This window comes from Arthrobacter sp. H14 (assembly GCF_000520495.1).
Classification (GTDB): domain Bacteria; phylum Actinomycetota; class Actinomycetes; order Actinomycetales; family Micrococcaceae; genus Arthrobacter_C.
The window spans coordinates 1-16,363 of sequence record NZ_KI914676.1; the positions used below are offsets into that span (position 1 = coordinate 1).

Here is a 16,363-nt window from a genome sequence, read left to right on the forward strand (position 1 = left end):
CGAACATGCCATCCCTGCACCTGCCATCACCGCTGCGCTATTCGCCCGGTTCTCGTCCAGGCAGAAGGATGCGCCGGCGATGAAAGCGGTGGCTGCCTTGCGCCACCAGTTTGGCGGCCACGCCGTCAGACCGGCCGGGGACTAGTGCTTTCTGCAATAACCACGGGATCAATGAGACACTCTGATAAGGCACGGTTCGACCGCGAGAATTGGAATAGCGACCGGTGTACGTAGAGTTTCTTTCCCTGACTGACTTCCGCAGCTACAGCCAATTGGACGTGGAGCTTGGCCCTGGTGTCACCGTCTTTGTTGGTCCGAATGGGCTGGGCAAAACCAACATCGTTGAGGCGATTGGTTATCTCGCTTCGATGTCGTCGCACCGGGTCAGCGCCGATGTGCCACTGATTCGTTTTGGTGCCGAACGTGCCTTGGTGAGGGCGCGGATTCGCCGCGGGAGCCAGAGTACCGCCGTCGAAATGGAAATTAACGCTGCAAAATCCAACCGTGCCAGAATCAACCGAGCCAACCCCGTTCGGGCCAGGGATGCGCTGGGGATTTTCCGCACCGTGCTCTTCGCCCCCGAAGATCTGGCCCTGGTCAAGGGCGACCCGTCGAACCGGCGCCGGTTCCTGGATGATCTGCTTGTTGCCCTGCGTCCCCGTCATGCCGCCACCAGAAGTGACTACGAACGGGTACTGAAGCAGAGAAACGCCCTGCTGAAATCCGCCCGGGCGAGTGGGAAATTTACCGAGGGACACCAGGCAACCTTGGACGTTTGGAACCAGCATATGGCCGTTGCCGGAGCGCAACTGTTGCGGGCCCGTTTGGATCTGATCGATCAACTCCAGCCCCATATCGCGCGTGCTTATAACGACCTCACCGATGGTTCAAAACTTGCAGGTGCCAAATATAAATCGACCATCCAGACCGCCTTGGCCGACGACGGAGCTGCGGAGGAAGAGCTGTCCGAAACGGCCCAGGACCTCTATCCGCTCAGCGTGGAGCAGCTAACGGAAATGTATTTGGCTGCCTTTGATGCCCAACGCCGCAAAGAGCTGGAACGCGGAGTCTCACTGGTTGGGCCACACCGGGACGAGATTGAACTGACGCTGGGTGAGGCACCGGCGAAAGGATATGCATCCCATGGCGAAACTTGGTCTGTAGCGTTGTCGCTGCGATTGGCGTCCTATTATGTCTTCTTAGCTGACGACGACGCAGCCGGCGCGGCTCCGATCCTGATCCTGGACGATGTATTCGCGGAACTGGATGTCCAGCGCCGTGCGAGACTTGCTGAACTCGTAGCGACCACCGAACAAGTTTTGGTAACAGCCGCCGTGGCTGAAGATGTCCCGGCTGCTTTGGACGGGCGCCGGATTAAAGTCGTGGCGGGCGGAGTGAGCGATGGCGATTAGCAACAAGGGACCCGCCCCGGATGGTGACGGCCGCGAAGGCAAAAATGATCAGCAGTTCGAATCCGGCCAGGATATCGACGCTGCCCGGTCGGCACTAAACCGGATGCGCGAAGCCGCGCTGTTGAGGGGAGAGCGCCGTACCGCTCCCGGCCGCACAGCAGGGTCCACACAACGCAGGCCGCATCGTGGGTTTTCCCAGCGGGAGGATTCGGGGCGGGAGCCTCAGGGGCTGAGCAAAATTGTCGGCCGCCTCGTCAGGGAACGTGGGTGGACGGCACCGGTGGCGGTTGGTTCCGTCATGGCTCAGTGGAATCAATTGGTCGGCCCCGATATCTCGGCCCATTGCCAGCCGGAAAGCTTTGCCGACACAACGATTGCCGTGAGGTGTGATTCGACGGCATGGGCTACGCAGTTGCGTTTGCTCAGTCCCAACCTGCTGGCGAAATTTGATGCGGAGCTGGGGCAAGGGGTCGTGACGAAGATCCATGTCATCGGTCCGGCAGCACCAAGCTGGCGGAAGGGGAACCGCTCAGTGAGCGGACGCGGTCCCAGGGACACCTACGGCTAATCCGATGGTCCCTTGGTTTGCGGGATCAACGTGAGACTATGCACGGGAATGTCCACAGCTGTGGATAAGTTTTTGCGCCACGGCACAACGCCGTGTAGAACTCCGTACGGCCCGTAGGACGTACGGAACCTTCGCTCCGGGTCCAGGAATCGCTCAAATGCCGCATTATTGGCCGCGCAAGGACGGTTTAGTGCGGTCTGAACCTACAGGACAAGGTAGAATAGAGAGAGGATACACCGGGTGCGGCCCATTTTGCGCCCGGATGTTGCTTTGTGCCCTCCAGCCCCTCTTTTAGGAGTAGACAGCGCCTGTGGTTAATGACAATCCGGCCCATGCCGAAGACGAGATTGCACCTGATACTGCCGTAATGAGGGGCTACGGCGCCGACGATATCACCGTCTTGGAAGGCTTGGAGGCGGTGCGCAAGCGTCCAGGCATGTATATCGGATCCACCGGGCCGCGCGGCTTGCATCACCTCGTTTACGAGGTTGTGGATAACTCTGTGGATGAGGCTCTTGCGGGCTATTGCACACATATTGAAATAAACTTGCTCGCCGACGGCGGTGTCCGGGTCGTCGATAATGGACGCGGGATTCCCGTGGACATGCACAAGACTGAGAAGCGGCCGACCGTTGAAGTCGTGATGACGATCCTCCACGCCGGCGGAAAGTTCGGCGGTGGCGGATACGCCGTTTCCGGAGGTTTGCACGGCGTCGGAATCTCGGTGGTCAACGCCTTGTCCAGCCGCGTGGAAACAGAAGTACGCCGCCAGGGATATGTCTGGAACCAGTCCTTCGCCGATGGTGGGAGGCCTGTCGGCGAACTGCGCAAGGGCGAGGAAACCTCGGAGACAGGGACGACGCAAACCTTCTATGCCGATCAGAGCATATTCGAAACCACGGACTTCGATTTTGAAACTCTGCGGGCACGTTTCCAGCAAATGGCCTTCCTTAACAAGGGCTTGTCCATCACGCTGACGGACGAGCGCACCATGGAGGAAGACGGCGATGAACTTGCCCAGGAAGAAGACGAGGCACCGAAGCACAGGCAGGTTTCCTACCGATATGACAACGGGCTCCTGGACTACGTCACCTACCTGAACTCCTCTAAGAAGGTGGATGTTATCCACGAGGATGTCATTGCTTTTGAGACTGAGGACAAAGAGCGTGAAATCGCTCTCGAGATGGCGATGCAGTGGACGACCGCATATTCCGAAAGCGTCCATACCTACGCCAACACCATCAACACCCATGAAGGCGGAACCCACGAAGAAGGCTTCCGCGCGGCGATGACCTCCCTTATCAACCGGTATGCCAGGGACAAGAACATCATCAAGGAGAAGGACGACAACCTGACCGGAGATGATATCCGCGAAGGGTTGACCGCTGTCATCTCGTTAAAGCTTGGTGAACCTCAGTTCGAGGGGCAGACGAAGACAAAACTCGGCAACTCGGAGGCACGTACCTTTGTGCAGAAGGCAGTGAACGAACTGCTGGGTGACTGGTTGGACAGGAACCCGGGACCGGCCCGCGACGTTATCCGCAAATCCATCCAGGCATCCCAGGCCCGGCTGGCGGCTCGCAAGGCCAGGGAAAACACGCGCCGCAAGGGTTTGTTGGAGTCCGGTGGCATGCCGGGCAAGCTGAAGGACTGCCAGTCCAAGGACCCGGCAAAGTCCGAAATTTATATCGTGGAGGGCGATTCGGCAGGCGGTTCCGCTGTTCGCGGGCGCAATCCGGAAACCCAGGCGATCCTCCCGTTGCGGGGGAAGATCCTCAACGTGGAGCGTGCCCGGTTGGACCGGGCGTTGGCCAACGCAGAAGTCCAGGCAATGATTACTGCTTTCGGCGCCGGCATTGGTGAGGACTTCGACGTCACAAAGGCGCGCTACCACAAGATTGTCCTGATGGCCGATGCAGATGTGGACGGTCAACACATCACCACCCTGCTGTTGACTTTGTTGTTCCGCTACATGCGCCCCTTGGTCGAGCAGGGATACGTCTACCTGGCGCAACCGCCGTTGTACCGGATTAAGTGGTCGAATGCGCCCCACGATTACGTATTCAGCGACCGTGAGCGCGATGTGGTATTGCAGGACGGTATCGCGTCAGGGCGTCGGATCCCCAAGGATAACGGCATTCAGCGGTACAAGGGTCTCGGCGAGATGGACTACACCGAGTTGTGGGACACAACGATGGACCCCGACCACCGCACACTGATGCAAGTAACCATGGACGACGCGGCCGCTGCTGACCAGATTTTTTCAGTCCTGATGGGCGAGGACGTCGAACTTCGACGAAACTTCATCCAGCAGAATGCCAAGGACGTTCGGTTCCTCGATATCTAGCAGCCGGACTGGAGTTGTCGTTTCGGCCGCGATGGAATTACATCCCTTGACGGAAGTTTCAGACACGCACAGACACCGCGGCTATGTCCCCATCCACTGATCAAACCTCATGAACTGATGAACGGAACTTGAAGAGTATGAGCGACGAGACTCCTGAGACACCTTCGGACAACACTCCGGCCGATGGCGAAGTGGTGGCCGGAGCGACGATGACAGACCGTGTAGAGCAGGTGGACCTGCAGCTGGAAATGCAGCGCTCTTACCTGGACTACGCGATGGCCGTCATCATCGGCCGCGCACTGCCGGATGTGCGTGACGGTTTGAAGCCGGTGCACCGCCGCGTGCTCTATGCAATGTTCGACGGCGGCTACCGCCCGGACCGTTCGTTCAACAAGTGTGCCCGCGTCGTCGGCGAAGTCATGGGTCAGTACCATCCGCATGGCGACATGGCCATTTACGACGCCCTCGTGCGGCTTATCCAGGATTGGACCATGCGCTACCCCCTGGCGCTGGGACAAGGAAACTTCGGTTCTCCCGGTAACGACTCCGCGGCGGCTCCGCGTTACACGGAAACCAAAATGGCGCAGCTGGCCCTGGAGATGGTCCGCGATATCGATGAGGACACCGTCGATTTCAAGGACAACTATGACGGTAAGAACCAGGAACCGACCATCCTCCCGTCGCGCTTCCCCAACTTGCTCGTCAATGGCTCGTCGGGCATCGCCGTCGGCATGGCCACGAACATCCCCCCGCACAACCTCCGCGAAGTCGCCGAAGGAGTGCAGTGGTACCTGGAGCACCCCGAAGCCAGCCGGGAAGAACTGCTTGAGGCGCTAATCGCCCGGGTCAAAGGCCCGGATTTCCCGACCGGCGCGCAGATCCTGGGGCACCGCGGGATTGAGGACGCCTACCGCACCGGCCGTGGATCGATCACCATGCGCGCGGTGGTCAGTGTTGAGGAAATCCAGGGACGCACCTGCCTGGTGGTCACCGAATTGCCGTACCAGGCGAATCCGGACAACCTTGCGATTAAGATTGCCGAACTGGTCAAGGACGGCAAGGTGCAAGGCATTGCGGACCTGCGCGACGAGACCTCCGGCCGCACCGGCCAGCGCCTCGTCGTCGTGCTCAAGCGCGACGCTGTCGCCAAGGTTGTTCTGAATAACCTCTACAAGCACACCCAGCTGCAGGAAAACTTCAGCGCGAATATGCTGGCCATCGTCGACGACGTTCCACGGACCTTGAGTTTGGATGCCTTCATCCGGCACTGGGTCATCCACCAGATGGAAGTCATTGTCCGCCGGACGCGTTACCGCCTGCGCAAGGCCGAGGAAGCTGCCCACATTCTCCGCGGCTACCTCAAAGCCCTGGACGCGCTCGACGACGTTATCGCCCTGATCCGCCGGTCACAGACCGTCGAGGATGCCCGGAACGGGTTGATGGACCTGCTCTCAATTGACGAGCAGCAGGCACAGGCGATTCTCGACATGCAGCTGCGCCGCTTGGCCGCGCTGGAGCGCCAGAAGATCCAGGACCAGCACGACGAACTCGAACGCCGGATTATTGGCTACAACGAGATCCTGGCCTCCGAGGAGCGGCAACGCACCATCGTCAGTGATGAACTGGCCGAACTGGTCGAAAAGCACGGTGATGACCGGCGTACCGAGATCATGCTCGGCTACGACGGGGACATGAGTATGGAAGACCTCATTCCCGAAGAGGAAATGGTTGTTACCATCACCCGTGGTGGCTACGTCAAACGGACACGCAGCGACAATTACCGGTCGCAGAACCGCGGCGGAAAGGGCATCCGCGGAGCCCAGCTCCGGGGGGACGACGTCGTCGAACACTTCTTTGTCACGACCACCCACCATTGGCTGTTGTTTTTCACCAACCTGGGACGGGTCTACCGGGCCAAGGCTTATGAGCTGATCGAAGCCGGACGGGACGCGAAGGGCCAGCATGTTGCGAACTTCCTGGCATTCCAGCCGGACGAGCAAATCGCGCAGGTGCTGGACCTCAAGGACTACAACCAATCTCCGTATCTGGTCCTGGCGACCAAGAACGGACTCGTTAAGAAGACCAGACTTGAGGATTACGACACCAACCGATCCGCCGGGGTCATTGCCATCAACCTGCGTGAGGACGATGAACTGGTATCGGCACAACTGGTGTCGGAAACGGATGACATGATGCTGGTTTCCCGCAAGGGCCAGTCGCTTCGGTTTACCGCTACGAACGAGGCGCTGCGGCCGATGGGCCGTGCGACTTCAGGCGTGACCGGTATGAAGTTCCGTGAGCGCGACGAACTGCTGGCGGCTGAAGTGGTCACCGAGGATTCATTCGTCTTCACGGTCACCGACGGCGGTTACGCCAAGCGCACCGCCGTCGCCCAGTATCGGCTCCAGGGCCGCGGTGGACTGGGCATCAAAGTGGCCAATCTCGTCGAGGAACGTGGTGGTCTTGCCGGCGCCCTCATTGTGCAGGAAGGCGATGAGGTGCTGGTCGTCATGAACGGCGGCAAGGTCGTCCGTTCCAGCGTTACCGGCGTGCCGGCCAAGGGCCGCGACACCATGGGTGTCGTCTTTGCCAAGCCGGACAAGAACGACCGGATTATCGCCGTAGCACGCAATAGTGAACGGAACCTGGCAGCTGTTGACGAGGACGCTGAGGACCTCGATGAGGCCCCGCTCAGCGAAGATTCAGGTCCCGTTGAGGAAAGCGCCGAACCTGCATCAACCCCTGCCGATGAAGTACCGTTGAGTGCAGATCAGCAGGCAAATGGCGAATCTCGAACTGAGGGAACGGCCGAGCCTGACACAAACGGAGGTAACGAGTGAGTACGACCAACTCCAACCAGCGGGGCGGTTCCAGCCAGGCAAACCGGCCGCAACCGTACAGCGCTCCCCGGTCCGGAGCCCCGGCGCGCCCTTCACAGGGCCCCGGTGGTGCGTCGTCCAACCGCTACAGTTCGGCGGCGTCGCCGCGGCCATCAGCACAACGCACGGGAGGATCAAAGTCCGGGCTTGTCCGCCCGGCACCCAAGGCCAAGGTACGCCGTGCCCGGCTCCTGGTCAGCAAGATGGACCCATGGTCGGTGCTGAAGATGGCCTTCCTGCTGTCCGTGGCGCTCGGCATTGTCACCGTGGTGGCTTCGATCGTGCTGTGGACGGTTCTTGACCTCACCGGGATCTTTGACCGGGTAAATAGTCTGTTAGACCAGATCATGGGATCCGAGACCGGACCGGCCTTCGACCTGAGGACGTTCGCCTCACTGGGACAAGTGGCATCCTTCGCAACGATTATCGCCGTGGTGAATGTGGTGCTGCTGACCGCTCTCGCGATGCTCTCAGCTATCCTCTACAACATCTCCGCAACCCTTGTCGGAGGTATTGGCGTCACCCTTACAGACGACTAATTTGAGCCTGACAGGTTCAGTAAGGTAATGTCGTATCTCGGCCCGATACGGCATCCGGGCGTATAGCTCAGACGGTTAGAGCGCTTCGCTGATAACGAAGAGGTCCCAGGTTCAAGTCCTGGTACGCCCACGGAAACTGCCACGGATTAACGGTCAGGAGAACCATCATGAAGAAGTTGCTCGCTGTTGCAACTGCCATTGCTGGAGTACTGGCATATAAGAAGTGGCAGGATTCTGAAGCGGAGAAATCCGTGTGGAGTGAATCGACAGATAAAGTCGATTGAAGCTCCGGAACCGCCGCTTTGGTTCTTCGGCCCGTACGGGTTGAGGTAGACTGAACAGGTTCCTTTGAGGGGGCATGGCGCAATTGGTAGCGCACCTGCTTTGCAAGCAGGGGGTTCGGGGTTCGAGTCCCCGTGCCTCCACCGGAAGGAGACCCGGTCAGCATCGGCTGACCGGGTTTTTCCGTCTCTGCCCTAGGGTTGGATGAGTGAACTACATCCTGGCCCTGGCCGGTGTTTTGGGCGTTTCGATGTCGGGGCCGATCATGGCCGCGACGGCGGCTCCTGCCCTTAGCATCGCTCTTTGGCGCAATGCACTCGGTTCCGCCGCTCTCGGGATATATGTTGGTGCCGCCCAACGGACTAACCTCAGGGCGTTGACCTTCAAGGACTATGGCTGGACGGCGTTTTCGGCACTGGCCTTGGCCGGTCATTTCGCATGCTGGATCACTTCCCTCAAACTCACCTCTGTGGCCTCCGCAACTGCACTGGTATGCATGCAGGTGGCCTGGGTTGCCATCCTCACCCGCTTGCGCGGTGGACGGACGTCACGGCGGATTGCTTCAGGCCTGGCCGTCGCCATCGTCGGCGTTTTTGTCATTACCGGATTCGATTTCAGCCTCTCCACCGAGGCGCTGGTGGGGGACTTACTCGCCGTCGCTGGTGGTATGTTTGCTGCCCTGTATGTGATGGCGGGAGCGAAGCTGCGCCGGACAATGTCTACGACGACGTACGCGGCGTTGTGCTATGGGGGTTCGGCGCTGGTGCTGCTCCTGCTTTGTCTGGCCACAGGACAGCCGCTGTGGGGATTCAGCGTCTGGGCATGGGCCGGAATCGTTGGCGTCACCATTGTGGCCCAGCTCGTCGGACATACCGTCTTCAATCACTTGCTGGCCGTTATGAGTCCGATGGTGGTCTCGTTGATCATCCTTCTCGAAGTTCCAGGCGCTGCGCTGCTGGCCGGGGTGTTCCTCGGCCAGACACCGCCAGCGGGTACCTACCTGGGGCTTGTGTTCATCCTTGCCGGGCTTGCGGTCGTCGTCACCGGGCAACAGCGGCCCGATCCGGCCAAGACGGTCTCACGGCCGCGGCGAACGACCCCTTAAAAACCGAGTGCCCCCGGCGAACCGGGGGCACTCGGGAAAATCCTCAGCTACGCGGCCAACTACTTCGTGTGTTTGCTCCCAGTGCTGGAATTGCTGTCCTGGGCGGCGGCGCGGCTCTCAGCCTCGACTTCTTTCGCCTGGGCCTTGGCCTCGTCCGAGACATCCTTGGCAGCCTGCTTCGCTTCCGCGGAGATTTCCTTGGCTTCTGCCTTCGCTTCTGCGGAAACGTCCTTTGCGGCCGCCTTTGCTTCAGCAGCCAGCTCCTGTGACTCCATTTCGGCCGTGGCAGCAGTTGCTTGGGCGCCTGTGCTGGAGTCGCGGAATGCCGGGCTCGTTGGCGCCGGGGTCTTCCACGGGTCTTCAACCGGCTTGGATGCCCGCCAGGCGGCAACGCCCGCAACAACGGCGGCGGCAATAATACCGAAAACGAGCCAGCCCTTCCCATTGGACTTCTGCTTCACCTGCAGGTCCTTGGAAGCCTGCCGGGCGGCCTTAACGGCTGCCTTCTTGGCGTTGCTCAGGGCCTTCTTATCGCCGGTCATACGTGTAACTACGGCATTGATGCGTTCCGGAGTCTCCACCTTGTCCAGTCGGGTTGCCAAGGTTCCAGCAGCCACGCCCAGCCGGTTGGAAACCTGGGGGATGTAGTTGTCCACCATGCGGTCGCGGGCGTGATTGATAGCAGGGGCCGCCCGGTCAAGCTGCGACTGGATCCGGGGAGTTACCTCGTCCACTGCATGCGAAATCTTCGGTCCCATGCGGTCGAGCCCTTCCTGGATTTTTGGGGTTACCGTTGCGACGCCGCCAGCGACCCCGCCGGCAGCCCGCCGGACGCCCTCCTGGATCTTCGGTGATGCAGTCTCAAAGCCTTTTTCGAGTTTGGGTACGGCCCAATTCTTTCCGCCCTCGATTCTCGGTGCAGCCCACTGCCGGGCAGTAGCTACGCCGGTGTAGAAGCCTTCTTGGAAATCGCGGGTTTTGTGCTCAGTTTTTTTCACAGTTACCTCCCGAGGATGGTCTCAACCTTGAGGTAAGCCTACGTGCTATGACAATGCCACGCTATTCGTTTGAAAAAGCACTGCGCAGTTTCACTGTCCGCTAAACGGGCGGAATCCGGAGAATGCCGCGAACCGGCATGGAAGAATGGATCTATGACTGCTATCCCTACCGCAAAAGCGACCATCCACACCAACCACGGCGATATTGTGGTGAACCTTTACGGCAACCATGCGCCCAAGACTGTGAAGAACTTCGTAGACCTGGCCACCGGTGCCCGCACCTGGACGCACCCGGCCACCGGCGAGGAGACCAATGCGCCGCTGTACGACGGCGTTGTTTTCCACCGCATCATCAAAGACTTCATGATCCAGGGCGGGGACCCCCTCGGGCAGGGAGTCGGCGGACCCGGATACAAGTTCGACGACGAGATCAATCCAGACCTGGACTTCACCGAGCCTTACAAGCTGGCCATGGCCAACGCCGGCATGCAGATGGGCCGCGGCACCAACGGTTCACAGTTCTTCATCACCACCGCCCCCACCACATGGTTGCAGGGCAAGCACTCAATCTTCGGTGAGGTTGCCGACGACGACTCCCGCGCCGTCGTCGATAAGCTGAACAGTGCCGATACCGATGGCCGCGACAAGCCCCGCGAGGACGCCTTCATCAAGACCATCGACGTAGAGCAGCTCTAAGCATTCGTTTCCACCGCCGTTCCATGTGCCGAGCGGCCTATGGCGGCCTGCAGAGGAGCAAATGCCTGTGAGTTACGGAACCCCGGCCGGACAGCCGTCCCAAGACGTTCCGGTCTGCCCCCGTCATCCGGACCGCATTTCATATGTCCGGTGCCAGCGGTGCGGCAGGCCGGCATGCCCCGAATGTCAGCGGACGGCGTCCGTCGGGGTTCAGTGCGTTGACTGCATCAGGGAGACGTCAAAGTCCGTCCCTAAAACGAAGACCACTTACGGCGGAGCAGTCCGGCCAGGCAAGCCGGTGGTGACGTATACCTTGATCGGCTTATGTGTGGCGGTCTTCCTGCTGCAGTTCGTCGTCCCTGGATTGACCCGCAGCTTCGGCTATTCGCCGCTGTACACGCTGACCGACCCGTGGACGATGCTGACCTCTGCGTTCCTGCATTCGCAAGGCTTTTTCTTGCACATCGCCTTCAACATGTACATTCTTTGGTTGATCGGCAACTCCCTCGAGCCATTGCTCGGCCGATCCCGGTTCCTTGCGCTGTACCTGATATCCGCCTTCGGCGGATCGGTCGGCGTCCTGCTGCTATCGCCTCTTAACACTCTCGTCATCGGCGCCTCTGGAGCCGTCTTCGGACTGTTCGGTGCCCTGTTTGTAATTCAGCGCCAGCGTGGCGGTGATGTCCGCCAGTTGGTCATCCTGATCGCCATCAACGCAGTCCTGGGCTTTGTAGTAAGCGGTATCGCCTGGCAGGCACATCTGGGAGGACTGGTGGCCGGTGGCCTGGCCGCCGCCGTCCTTGCCTACGCACCGCGCGGAAAGAAAAGGACGCTGGTGCAAACCGCAGGATTGGTCAGTGTTGCGGCTTTGTTCGCCGCCATAGGAGCTGGCCGAATCTGGGCGTTGCTCTAAGTTATCCACAGGATATATCCACACTGGGGAGAACTTACACACATGTAATTCCACAGCTGTGGATATAGTGCATCCCTGCCATGGCGGGAAAACACTCGCTTTCCACGGAGTTTTTATCCACCGCTGTGGAAAACTTCTCCCCACTGCTTGTGGACTTTGTGGATTACCGGTTGTGGGGCGCTGATTATGCCGGCCGTCGAGGGCCTCCTATTGGTCAGTTGCCCAGAACCAACTTTGCAAGGGCAGAAGCATCGGAGGATTCGAGCGGCTTGTTGGTCATAAGGCGGCGGTAGAAAATCGCGCCGGCCAGGGCGGCCGAGGCGAGCTCGGGATCGAGAGTTGGAGGAAAGTCTCCCGTCTCGATCCCGCGCCGCAAGACGTCGACCAGTGTGCGGTTGCGTCGGTTTGAGTAGCTGTAGAGGAAGTCGCGCACCGTTTGGTCGTGCTCGGCTGCCTCGATGAGTGCTGGAATGCAGCTTGAGAACGTAGTGCGGGTCAGGGCGGCGGTGAGATGACGCAACATAGCCTCGACCTGTTCATGTGGGTTATCGGCATTCAGGTCGGGGGCTGGCTGCTTGTTGAGTGTCTCCAACGCATCAGTGATCAGATTGAGCTTGCTTGTCCAGTGCCGGTAGACGGTGCTGCGGCCTACGTTTGCCCGTGTCGCCACGGACTCGATAGTGAAACCGCCATAGCCTGCTTCCGCGAGTTCTTCCAACGCTGCCTCGCAGATGACGCGCCGCGAGCGTTCGACGCGGGGATCTACAGCTTGGACACGTCGGTTTTGGCTCACTCCAGATCTCCTCCACTTTGATACACAACTGTATTGCTATGAAACACGAGTGTATCGTAAGATTGGAGAACGAACCATATAGAGGAGGTGTCCAGTCATGGACGAGGTCAGTGTTCGTTATATCGTCGACGATCTGGATTCAGCGGTTGAGTTCTACAGCACCCACTTGGGATTCCGGATAGGTTTCCGACCGGGGCCGGGATTCGCGATGCTGCACCGCGGCAGTCTCCGCCTGCTTCTCAATACGCCTGGTGGCGGAGGTGGTGCCGGGCAAACCCTCGCCGACGGTTCCATGCCAGAACCGGGAGGTTGGAATCGAATCCAGATCGTCGTGGCAGACCTGGAGGCCATCGTCGCCTCTCTGCGCGAGGCAGGTGCATCATTCAGGGGCGATGTCATTACCGGTCGCGGTGGCGTACAGGTGTTGGTTCAGGATCCTGCGGGCAACCTCGTTGAGCTCTTCGAGCCGTTCAGTCAGTGAATGACCCGGTCGCGATGACGAGGTAGGGCGAACCATGTACCCGCTGCCACTGGTGGACAGATCCAACGATCCCGCTGGTAGTCGGGATACTGTTCGAGCAACCTGAGCTCTGAACCCCTGGGATCAGGATCGGTTCGCATCTGCTGGCTATGAGCGCCAACGGGTAGTCATCAGGAAGCCGGCAATGGCGATACCGAAACCAATGGTGATGTTCCAGGCTCCGATGCCCGGAATCGGCCAGAGAGCTTCGGTTATATAAAAGACCAGGATCCACACCAGTCCTAGAAGCATTAGACCGAACATGACCGGCTTAAACCACACAGGGTTCGGTCCCGGCTCGCGCGATGCTCGGGGACGGCGGTCGGCCGACTGTGGCTTCTTGCGGGACTTCGACTCGGGCACGGATCCTCCTTGACGTGTTCACCGCGAACGATGAACGACCGTATGGCATTCAGCTTCTCTCAAACGTTGCGCCGCCGCAAGGTATTCTATTGTGAGGGCTTCTGCGCCGTGGGGCAGAAGTTACTCAAACGGTCGTTGCGGGCCGGTGCGGTTCTGGAGCCAATTCTAGCGACATTTTGCGCCGGGACTTCCCAGCGGGCGCGAAAGCGAGCATCCACCACAACCGGGAGGCGCAGTGGCACAGACTACCGCCGTCCGTCAGCGGCACTCGACGCGGAGCCTACCTCCGCGCCGGCGGTCGATCCTGGGCACGATCGTGCAGGTGTGTGGAGAACTTCTGATCACTGCGGGCGTCGTCTTGCTGCTGTTCGTTGCATGGGAATTGTGGTGGACGAACATCGAGGCCGATGCCAAGCAGCAGGAGGTCGTTGAGTCACTCGCTGAATCCTTCGACTTACCTGCGGTACCTCCAGGGGAGTCGGGAGGCGGTGTCCAAGAGCCCGCTCCAGCACCGGATCAGCCAGCGGAGCAGGAAATGGAGCCGCCGGTGATGGATTCCGTACCCGCCGGCCAACCAATCGGCATCATGTACGTGCCCCGGTTTGGGGACAACTACACGCGGCCAATCGTCTCCGGCGTCGGTGCACCTGTGCTGGACAATCTGGGACTGGGACACTACCCCGAGACCGCGATGCCCGGCGCCGTCGGCAACTTCGCCCTGGCCGGCCACCGGCAGACACATGGAGAGGTACTCGACGCAATCCATACGTTGGTTCCGGGAGACAAACTCTATGTGCAAACCGCCGATGGCTATTACACGTACGTATTCCGTAACAAGCAGATCGTCCTGCCGAACCGCGCCGATGTCCTGCTGCCGGTTCCAACCCAGCCCGGTGCTGAACCCAGCGAACGGATCATGACCCTGACCAGTTGCAACCCCCGTTTCGGGGCACAGGAACGTATCATTGCCTACTCAGTGATGGAATCCTGGCATCCGCTCTCGGCCGGCCCTCCCGCCGCCATCGCGGACCAGGTGGCAGCTGTCCAAAAGTAAGGGATAATTAGATGTATGGATGGATTTTCCGCCACCTTCCGGGCCCGCTGTGGATGCGGATCGTTCTCTCCGTCGTGCTGCTCCTGGCGGCGGTGCTGGTGCTGATGCAGTTCGTCTTCCCCTGGCTGGGACAATTCAATCCCCTCAACGATTCAACGATTGGGAACCCAAACGCTTTATGAATAACCGCATTCTGGTTGTCGATAACTACGACAGCTTCGTATACACGCTGGTCGGTTATCTCCAGCAGCTTGGCGCTGAAACCACAGTGGTGAGGAACGACGACGTCACGCTGGCCGAGGCGATCGAACTTGCTTCCAGCCGTGACGGTGTCTTGATTTCACCCGGGCCCGGTGCCCCGGCGGATGCAGGAATCTGCATTGACCTGATCCGCTACTGCGGCGAAGCTGGCAAACCGATGCTCGGCGTATGCCTTGGCCACCAGGCGCTGGCAGAGGCGTATGGCGGTGTGGTGACGCACGCGTCCGAGCTGATGCATGGCAAGACCTCGCAGATCGAGCACGGGGACGGAAACGTATTCGCCGGCCTGCCCAGCCCGCTGACAGCTACGCGATACCACTCCCTGGCCGCCGTGAGCGAGAGCATTCCGGACATCCTTGAAGTAACCGCCAGGACACCCGGCGGCGTCGTCATGGGGCTCGCCCACCGGACCGCCCCGCTGTGGGGTGTGCAGTTCCATCCGGAATCAGTCTTGACCGAGGGCGGTTACCAGATGCTGGGCAACTGGCTGGAGTCTCTGGGCATGACCGGAGCTGCCGGGCGTTCCTCGACTCTCAGCCCGCTCATCAGCAGCTGAAACCTGGTCTGACACTAATCGTCTTCGGGCGGTGTCGATTCCGTAGGTTCAGGACTCGGACTGGTGCTGGAACCCGGCGATTCCTCGTCCGATGACGGATCATCTTCCGGAGCCGGTTCTTCCTCCGGTTCAACAGCGACCGTGATCAGGACCTCGGTCCCCTGGGCGACGGCGGTTCCGTCCGGAATACTCTGCGCAGTCACGAGGCCCGGCTCCACGACCGAGTTCTCCTCCTCCTCGACTCTGTACGGGAGACCGATGGCCGGATCCTCCAACGTGGCCCTGGCATCCTCGATGGGTTTGCCCGTGAGCTGCGGCATGGTGACACTTCCTGTCGAAATGATGAGATCGACTGTTGATTCGGCCGGAACGGATGACCCGAGGGCAGGCTCAGTGGCGATGAGATCGCCCTTGGGTACGGTGGCGCTGTTCGTCGCTTCCGTGGTAGCGCCAACAAGGTCCATCTGTCCAAGCCGGTCACGGACCGTCGCCTCGCTTTGGCCTCTCAGGATTTCGGGAATGACGACGGTGCTCGGACCGGTTGAAATCAGGAGCTCTACGGTACTGCCAACCTCTACCCGGGCACCTGCTTCAGGCGACGTGCCGATGGCGAGACCTTCCTCAATCCCGTCATTTTCGACCCGGTCGGTAACCCAGTCAAGATCCTGCTCATTCAGTGCCGAGAGTGCCTCCGCTTCAGTCATATTTTCGACGGCGGGAACCTTCACCAGCGGCGGTGGCGGAGGTTCGGCCGTCAGCGTGTTGTAGAGGAAGTAGCCACCGACTCCAAGCACCAGCAGGAGGGCAACGACCAGAGCGGCAATCCAGCCGCCGCGGCGCTTCCTGCCCCGCGGTTTACTTTCACGGTCGTCGTCGAAATCGGTAGGTCCGCCGGAGTTGCCGTCATATGCTTCCCCGTTGGTCAAAGGCCCGCCGGTCCGGACCTTAGCCATCGCCCTGGTTCCCGGACCGGGATCCACGGTGTAGCCCTTTTGACCGTAATCGTCGTCATGCGGACGCGGCATCGCCTGTGTCCGGGTGCTGCCGGCGTTTTGTACGCGGGTCTCGGCTGTGCGG

The 16,363-nt window shown here is 60.2% G+C and carries 17 protein-coding genes, 2 tRNA genes and 1 pseudogene; 16 read left to right on the forward strand and 4 right to left on the reverse strand.

Annotated features, from left to right (window positions below):
* The 10 genes and pseudogenes from Y707_RS32950 to Y707_RS26940 form a co-directional block, all read left to right on the forward strand.
* Positions 1-145: pseudogene (locus Y707_RS32950) on the forward strand (6-phosphogluconate dehydrogenase); the annotation flags it as partial.
* A 79-nt stretch (positions 146-224) separates the two neighbouring features.
* Positions 225-1,412: a DNA replication/repair protein RecF gene (recF, locus tag Y707_RS0116635; RefSeq protein ID WP_026535914.1), complete on the forward strand. Its 1,188-nt coding sequence runs from the start codon at positions 225-227 to the stop codon at positions 1,410-1,412.
* Complete coding sequence (locus tag Y707_RS26935; RefSeq protein ID WP_081744950.1) at positions 1,402-1,980, forward strand: DciA family protein; 579 nt, start codon at positions 1,402-1,404, stop codon at positions 1,978-1,980. The genes recF and Y707_RS26935 overlap by 11 nt, the downstream gene beginning before the upstream one ends.
* Positions 1,981-2,290: 310 nt before the next feature.
* The gene (gene gyrB, locus Y707_RS0116645) at positions 2,291-4,327 is read left to right on the forward strand and encodes a DNA topoisomerase (ATP-hydrolyzing) subunit B (protein WP_026535915.1); all 2,037 of its coding nucleotides are present in this window, start codon (positions 2,291-2,293) and stop codon (positions 4,325-4,327) included.
* A gap of 137 nt (positions 4,328-4,464) precedes the next feature.
* Complete coding sequence (gene gyrA / locus Y707_RS0116650) at positions 4,465-7,167, forward strand: DNA gyrase subunit A (protein ID WP_026535916.1); 2,703 nt, start codon at positions 4,465-4,467, stop codon at positions 7,165-7,167.
* The gene (locus Y707_RS0116655) at positions 7,164-7,745 is read left to right on the forward strand and encodes a DUF3566 domain-containing protein (protein ID WP_026535917.1); all 582 of its coding nucleotides are present in this window, start codon (positions 7,164-7,166) and stop codon (positions 7,743-7,745) included. The genes gyrA and Y707_RS0116655 overlap by 4 nt, the downstream gene beginning before the upstream one ends.
* Before the next feature lie 56 nt (positions 7,746-7,801).
* A tRNA-Ile gene (locus Y707_RS0116660) sits at positions 7,802-7,875 on the forward strand.
* Positions 7,876-7,912: 37 nt separating this feature from the next.
* The gene (locus Y707_RS32270; protein WP_216699280.1) at positions 7,913-8,029 is read left to right on the forward strand and encodes a DLW-39 family protein; all 117 of its coding nucleotides are present in this window, start codon (positions 7,913-7,915) and stop codon (positions 8,027-8,029) included.
* A 68-nt stretch (positions 8,030-8,097) separates the two neighbouring features.
* A tRNA-Ala gene (locus tag Y707_RS0116670) sits at positions 8,098-8,170 on the forward strand.
* 65 nt (positions 8,171-8,235) lie between these two features.
* Positions 8,236-9,132, forward strand: coding sequence for a DMT family transporter (locus Y707_RS26940; RefSeq protein WP_051442126.1), 897 nt, complete (start codon positions 8,236-8,238; stop codon positions 9,130-9,132).
* A 59-nt stretch (positions 9,133-9,191) separates the two neighbouring features.
* Here Y707_RS26940 and Y707_RS0116680 read toward each other — a convergent pair whose 3' ends face one another.
* On the reverse strand, positions 9,192-10,130 hold the full coding sequence (locus tag Y707_RS0116680) for a V-type ATP synthase subunit E family protein (protein WP_026535918.1): 939 nt from the start codon (positions 10,128-10,130) through the stop codon (positions 9,192-9,194).
* Positions 10,131-10,283: 153 nt separating this feature from the next.
* Between Y707_RS0116680 and Y707_RS0116685 the strand changes: the two genes are divergently transcribed.
* On the forward strand, positions 10,284-10,826 hold the full coding sequence (locus tag Y707_RS0116685; protein WP_026535919.1) for a peptidylprolyl isomerase: 543 nt from the start codon (positions 10,284-10,286) through the stop codon (positions 10,824-10,826).
* A gap of 298 nt (positions 10,827-11,124) precedes the next feature.
* Complete coding sequence (locus Y707_RS0116690) at positions 11,125-11,739, forward strand: rhomboid family intramembrane serine protease (protein WP_333782853.1); 615 nt, start codon at positions 11,125-11,127, stop codon at positions 11,737-11,739.
* 214 nt (positions 11,740-11,953) lie between these two features.
* Here the strand turns inward: Y707_RS0116690 and Y707_RS0116695 are convergent, their stop codons facing one another.
* Positions 11,954-12,532, reverse strand: a complete 579-nt coding sequence (locus Y707_RS0116695; RefSeq protein ID WP_026535921.1) for a TetR/AcrR family transcriptional regulator — start codon at positions 12,530-12,532, stop codon at positions 11,954-11,956.
* 97 nt (positions 12,533-12,629) lie between these two features.
* Between Y707_RS0116695 and Y707_RS0116700 the strand changes: the two genes are divergently transcribed.
* On the forward strand, positions 12,630-13,013 hold the full coding sequence (locus Y707_RS0116700) for a VOC family protein (protein ID WP_026535922.1): 384 nt from the start codon (positions 12,630-12,632) through the stop codon (positions 13,011-13,013).
* A 147-nt stretch (positions 13,014-13,160) separates the two neighbouring features.
* On the opposite strand, the gene Y707_RS0116705 is transcribed toward Y707_RS0116700, so the two are convergent.
* Entirely contained in the window at positions 13,161-13,415 is a 255-nt protein-coding gene (locus Y707_RS0116705; RefSeq protein ID WP_026535923.1) for a cell division protein CrgA, read from the reverse strand.
* A 235-nt stretch (positions 13,416-13,650) separates the two neighbouring features.
* Here Y707_RS0116705 and Y707_RS0116710 point away from each other — a divergent pair, with 235 nt between their 5' ends.
* Genes Y707_RS0116710 through Y707_RS0116720 form a run of 3 tightly spaced genes read left to right on the forward strand, consistent with a single transcriptional unit; the run spans position 13,651 to position 15,286 of the window.
* Entirely contained in the window at positions 13,651-14,469 is an 819-nt protein-coding gene (locus Y707_RS0116710; RefSeq protein WP_026535924.1) for a class E sortase, read from the forward strand.
* Between the two features lie 11 nt (positions 14,470-14,480).
* Entirely contained in the window at positions 14,481-14,651 is a 171-nt protein-coding gene (locus tag Y707_RS31910) for a hypothetical protein (RefSeq protein WP_026535925.1), read from the forward strand.
* Positions 14,648-15,286, forward strand: coding sequence for an anthranilate synthase component II (locus tag Y707_RS0116720; protein ID WP_026535926.1), 639 nt, complete (start codon positions 14,648-14,650; stop codon positions 15,284-15,286). Before Y707_RS31910 ends, Y707_RS0116720 begins: the two co-directional genes overlap by 4 nt.
* 14 nt (positions 15,287-15,300) lie before the next feature.
* Here the strand turns inward: Y707_RS0116720 and Y707_RS26945 are convergent.
* On the reverse strand, positions 15,301-16,363 hold a 1,063-nt coding region (locus tag Y707_RS26945), incomplete at its 5' end, for a PASTA domain-containing protein (protein WP_216699281.1).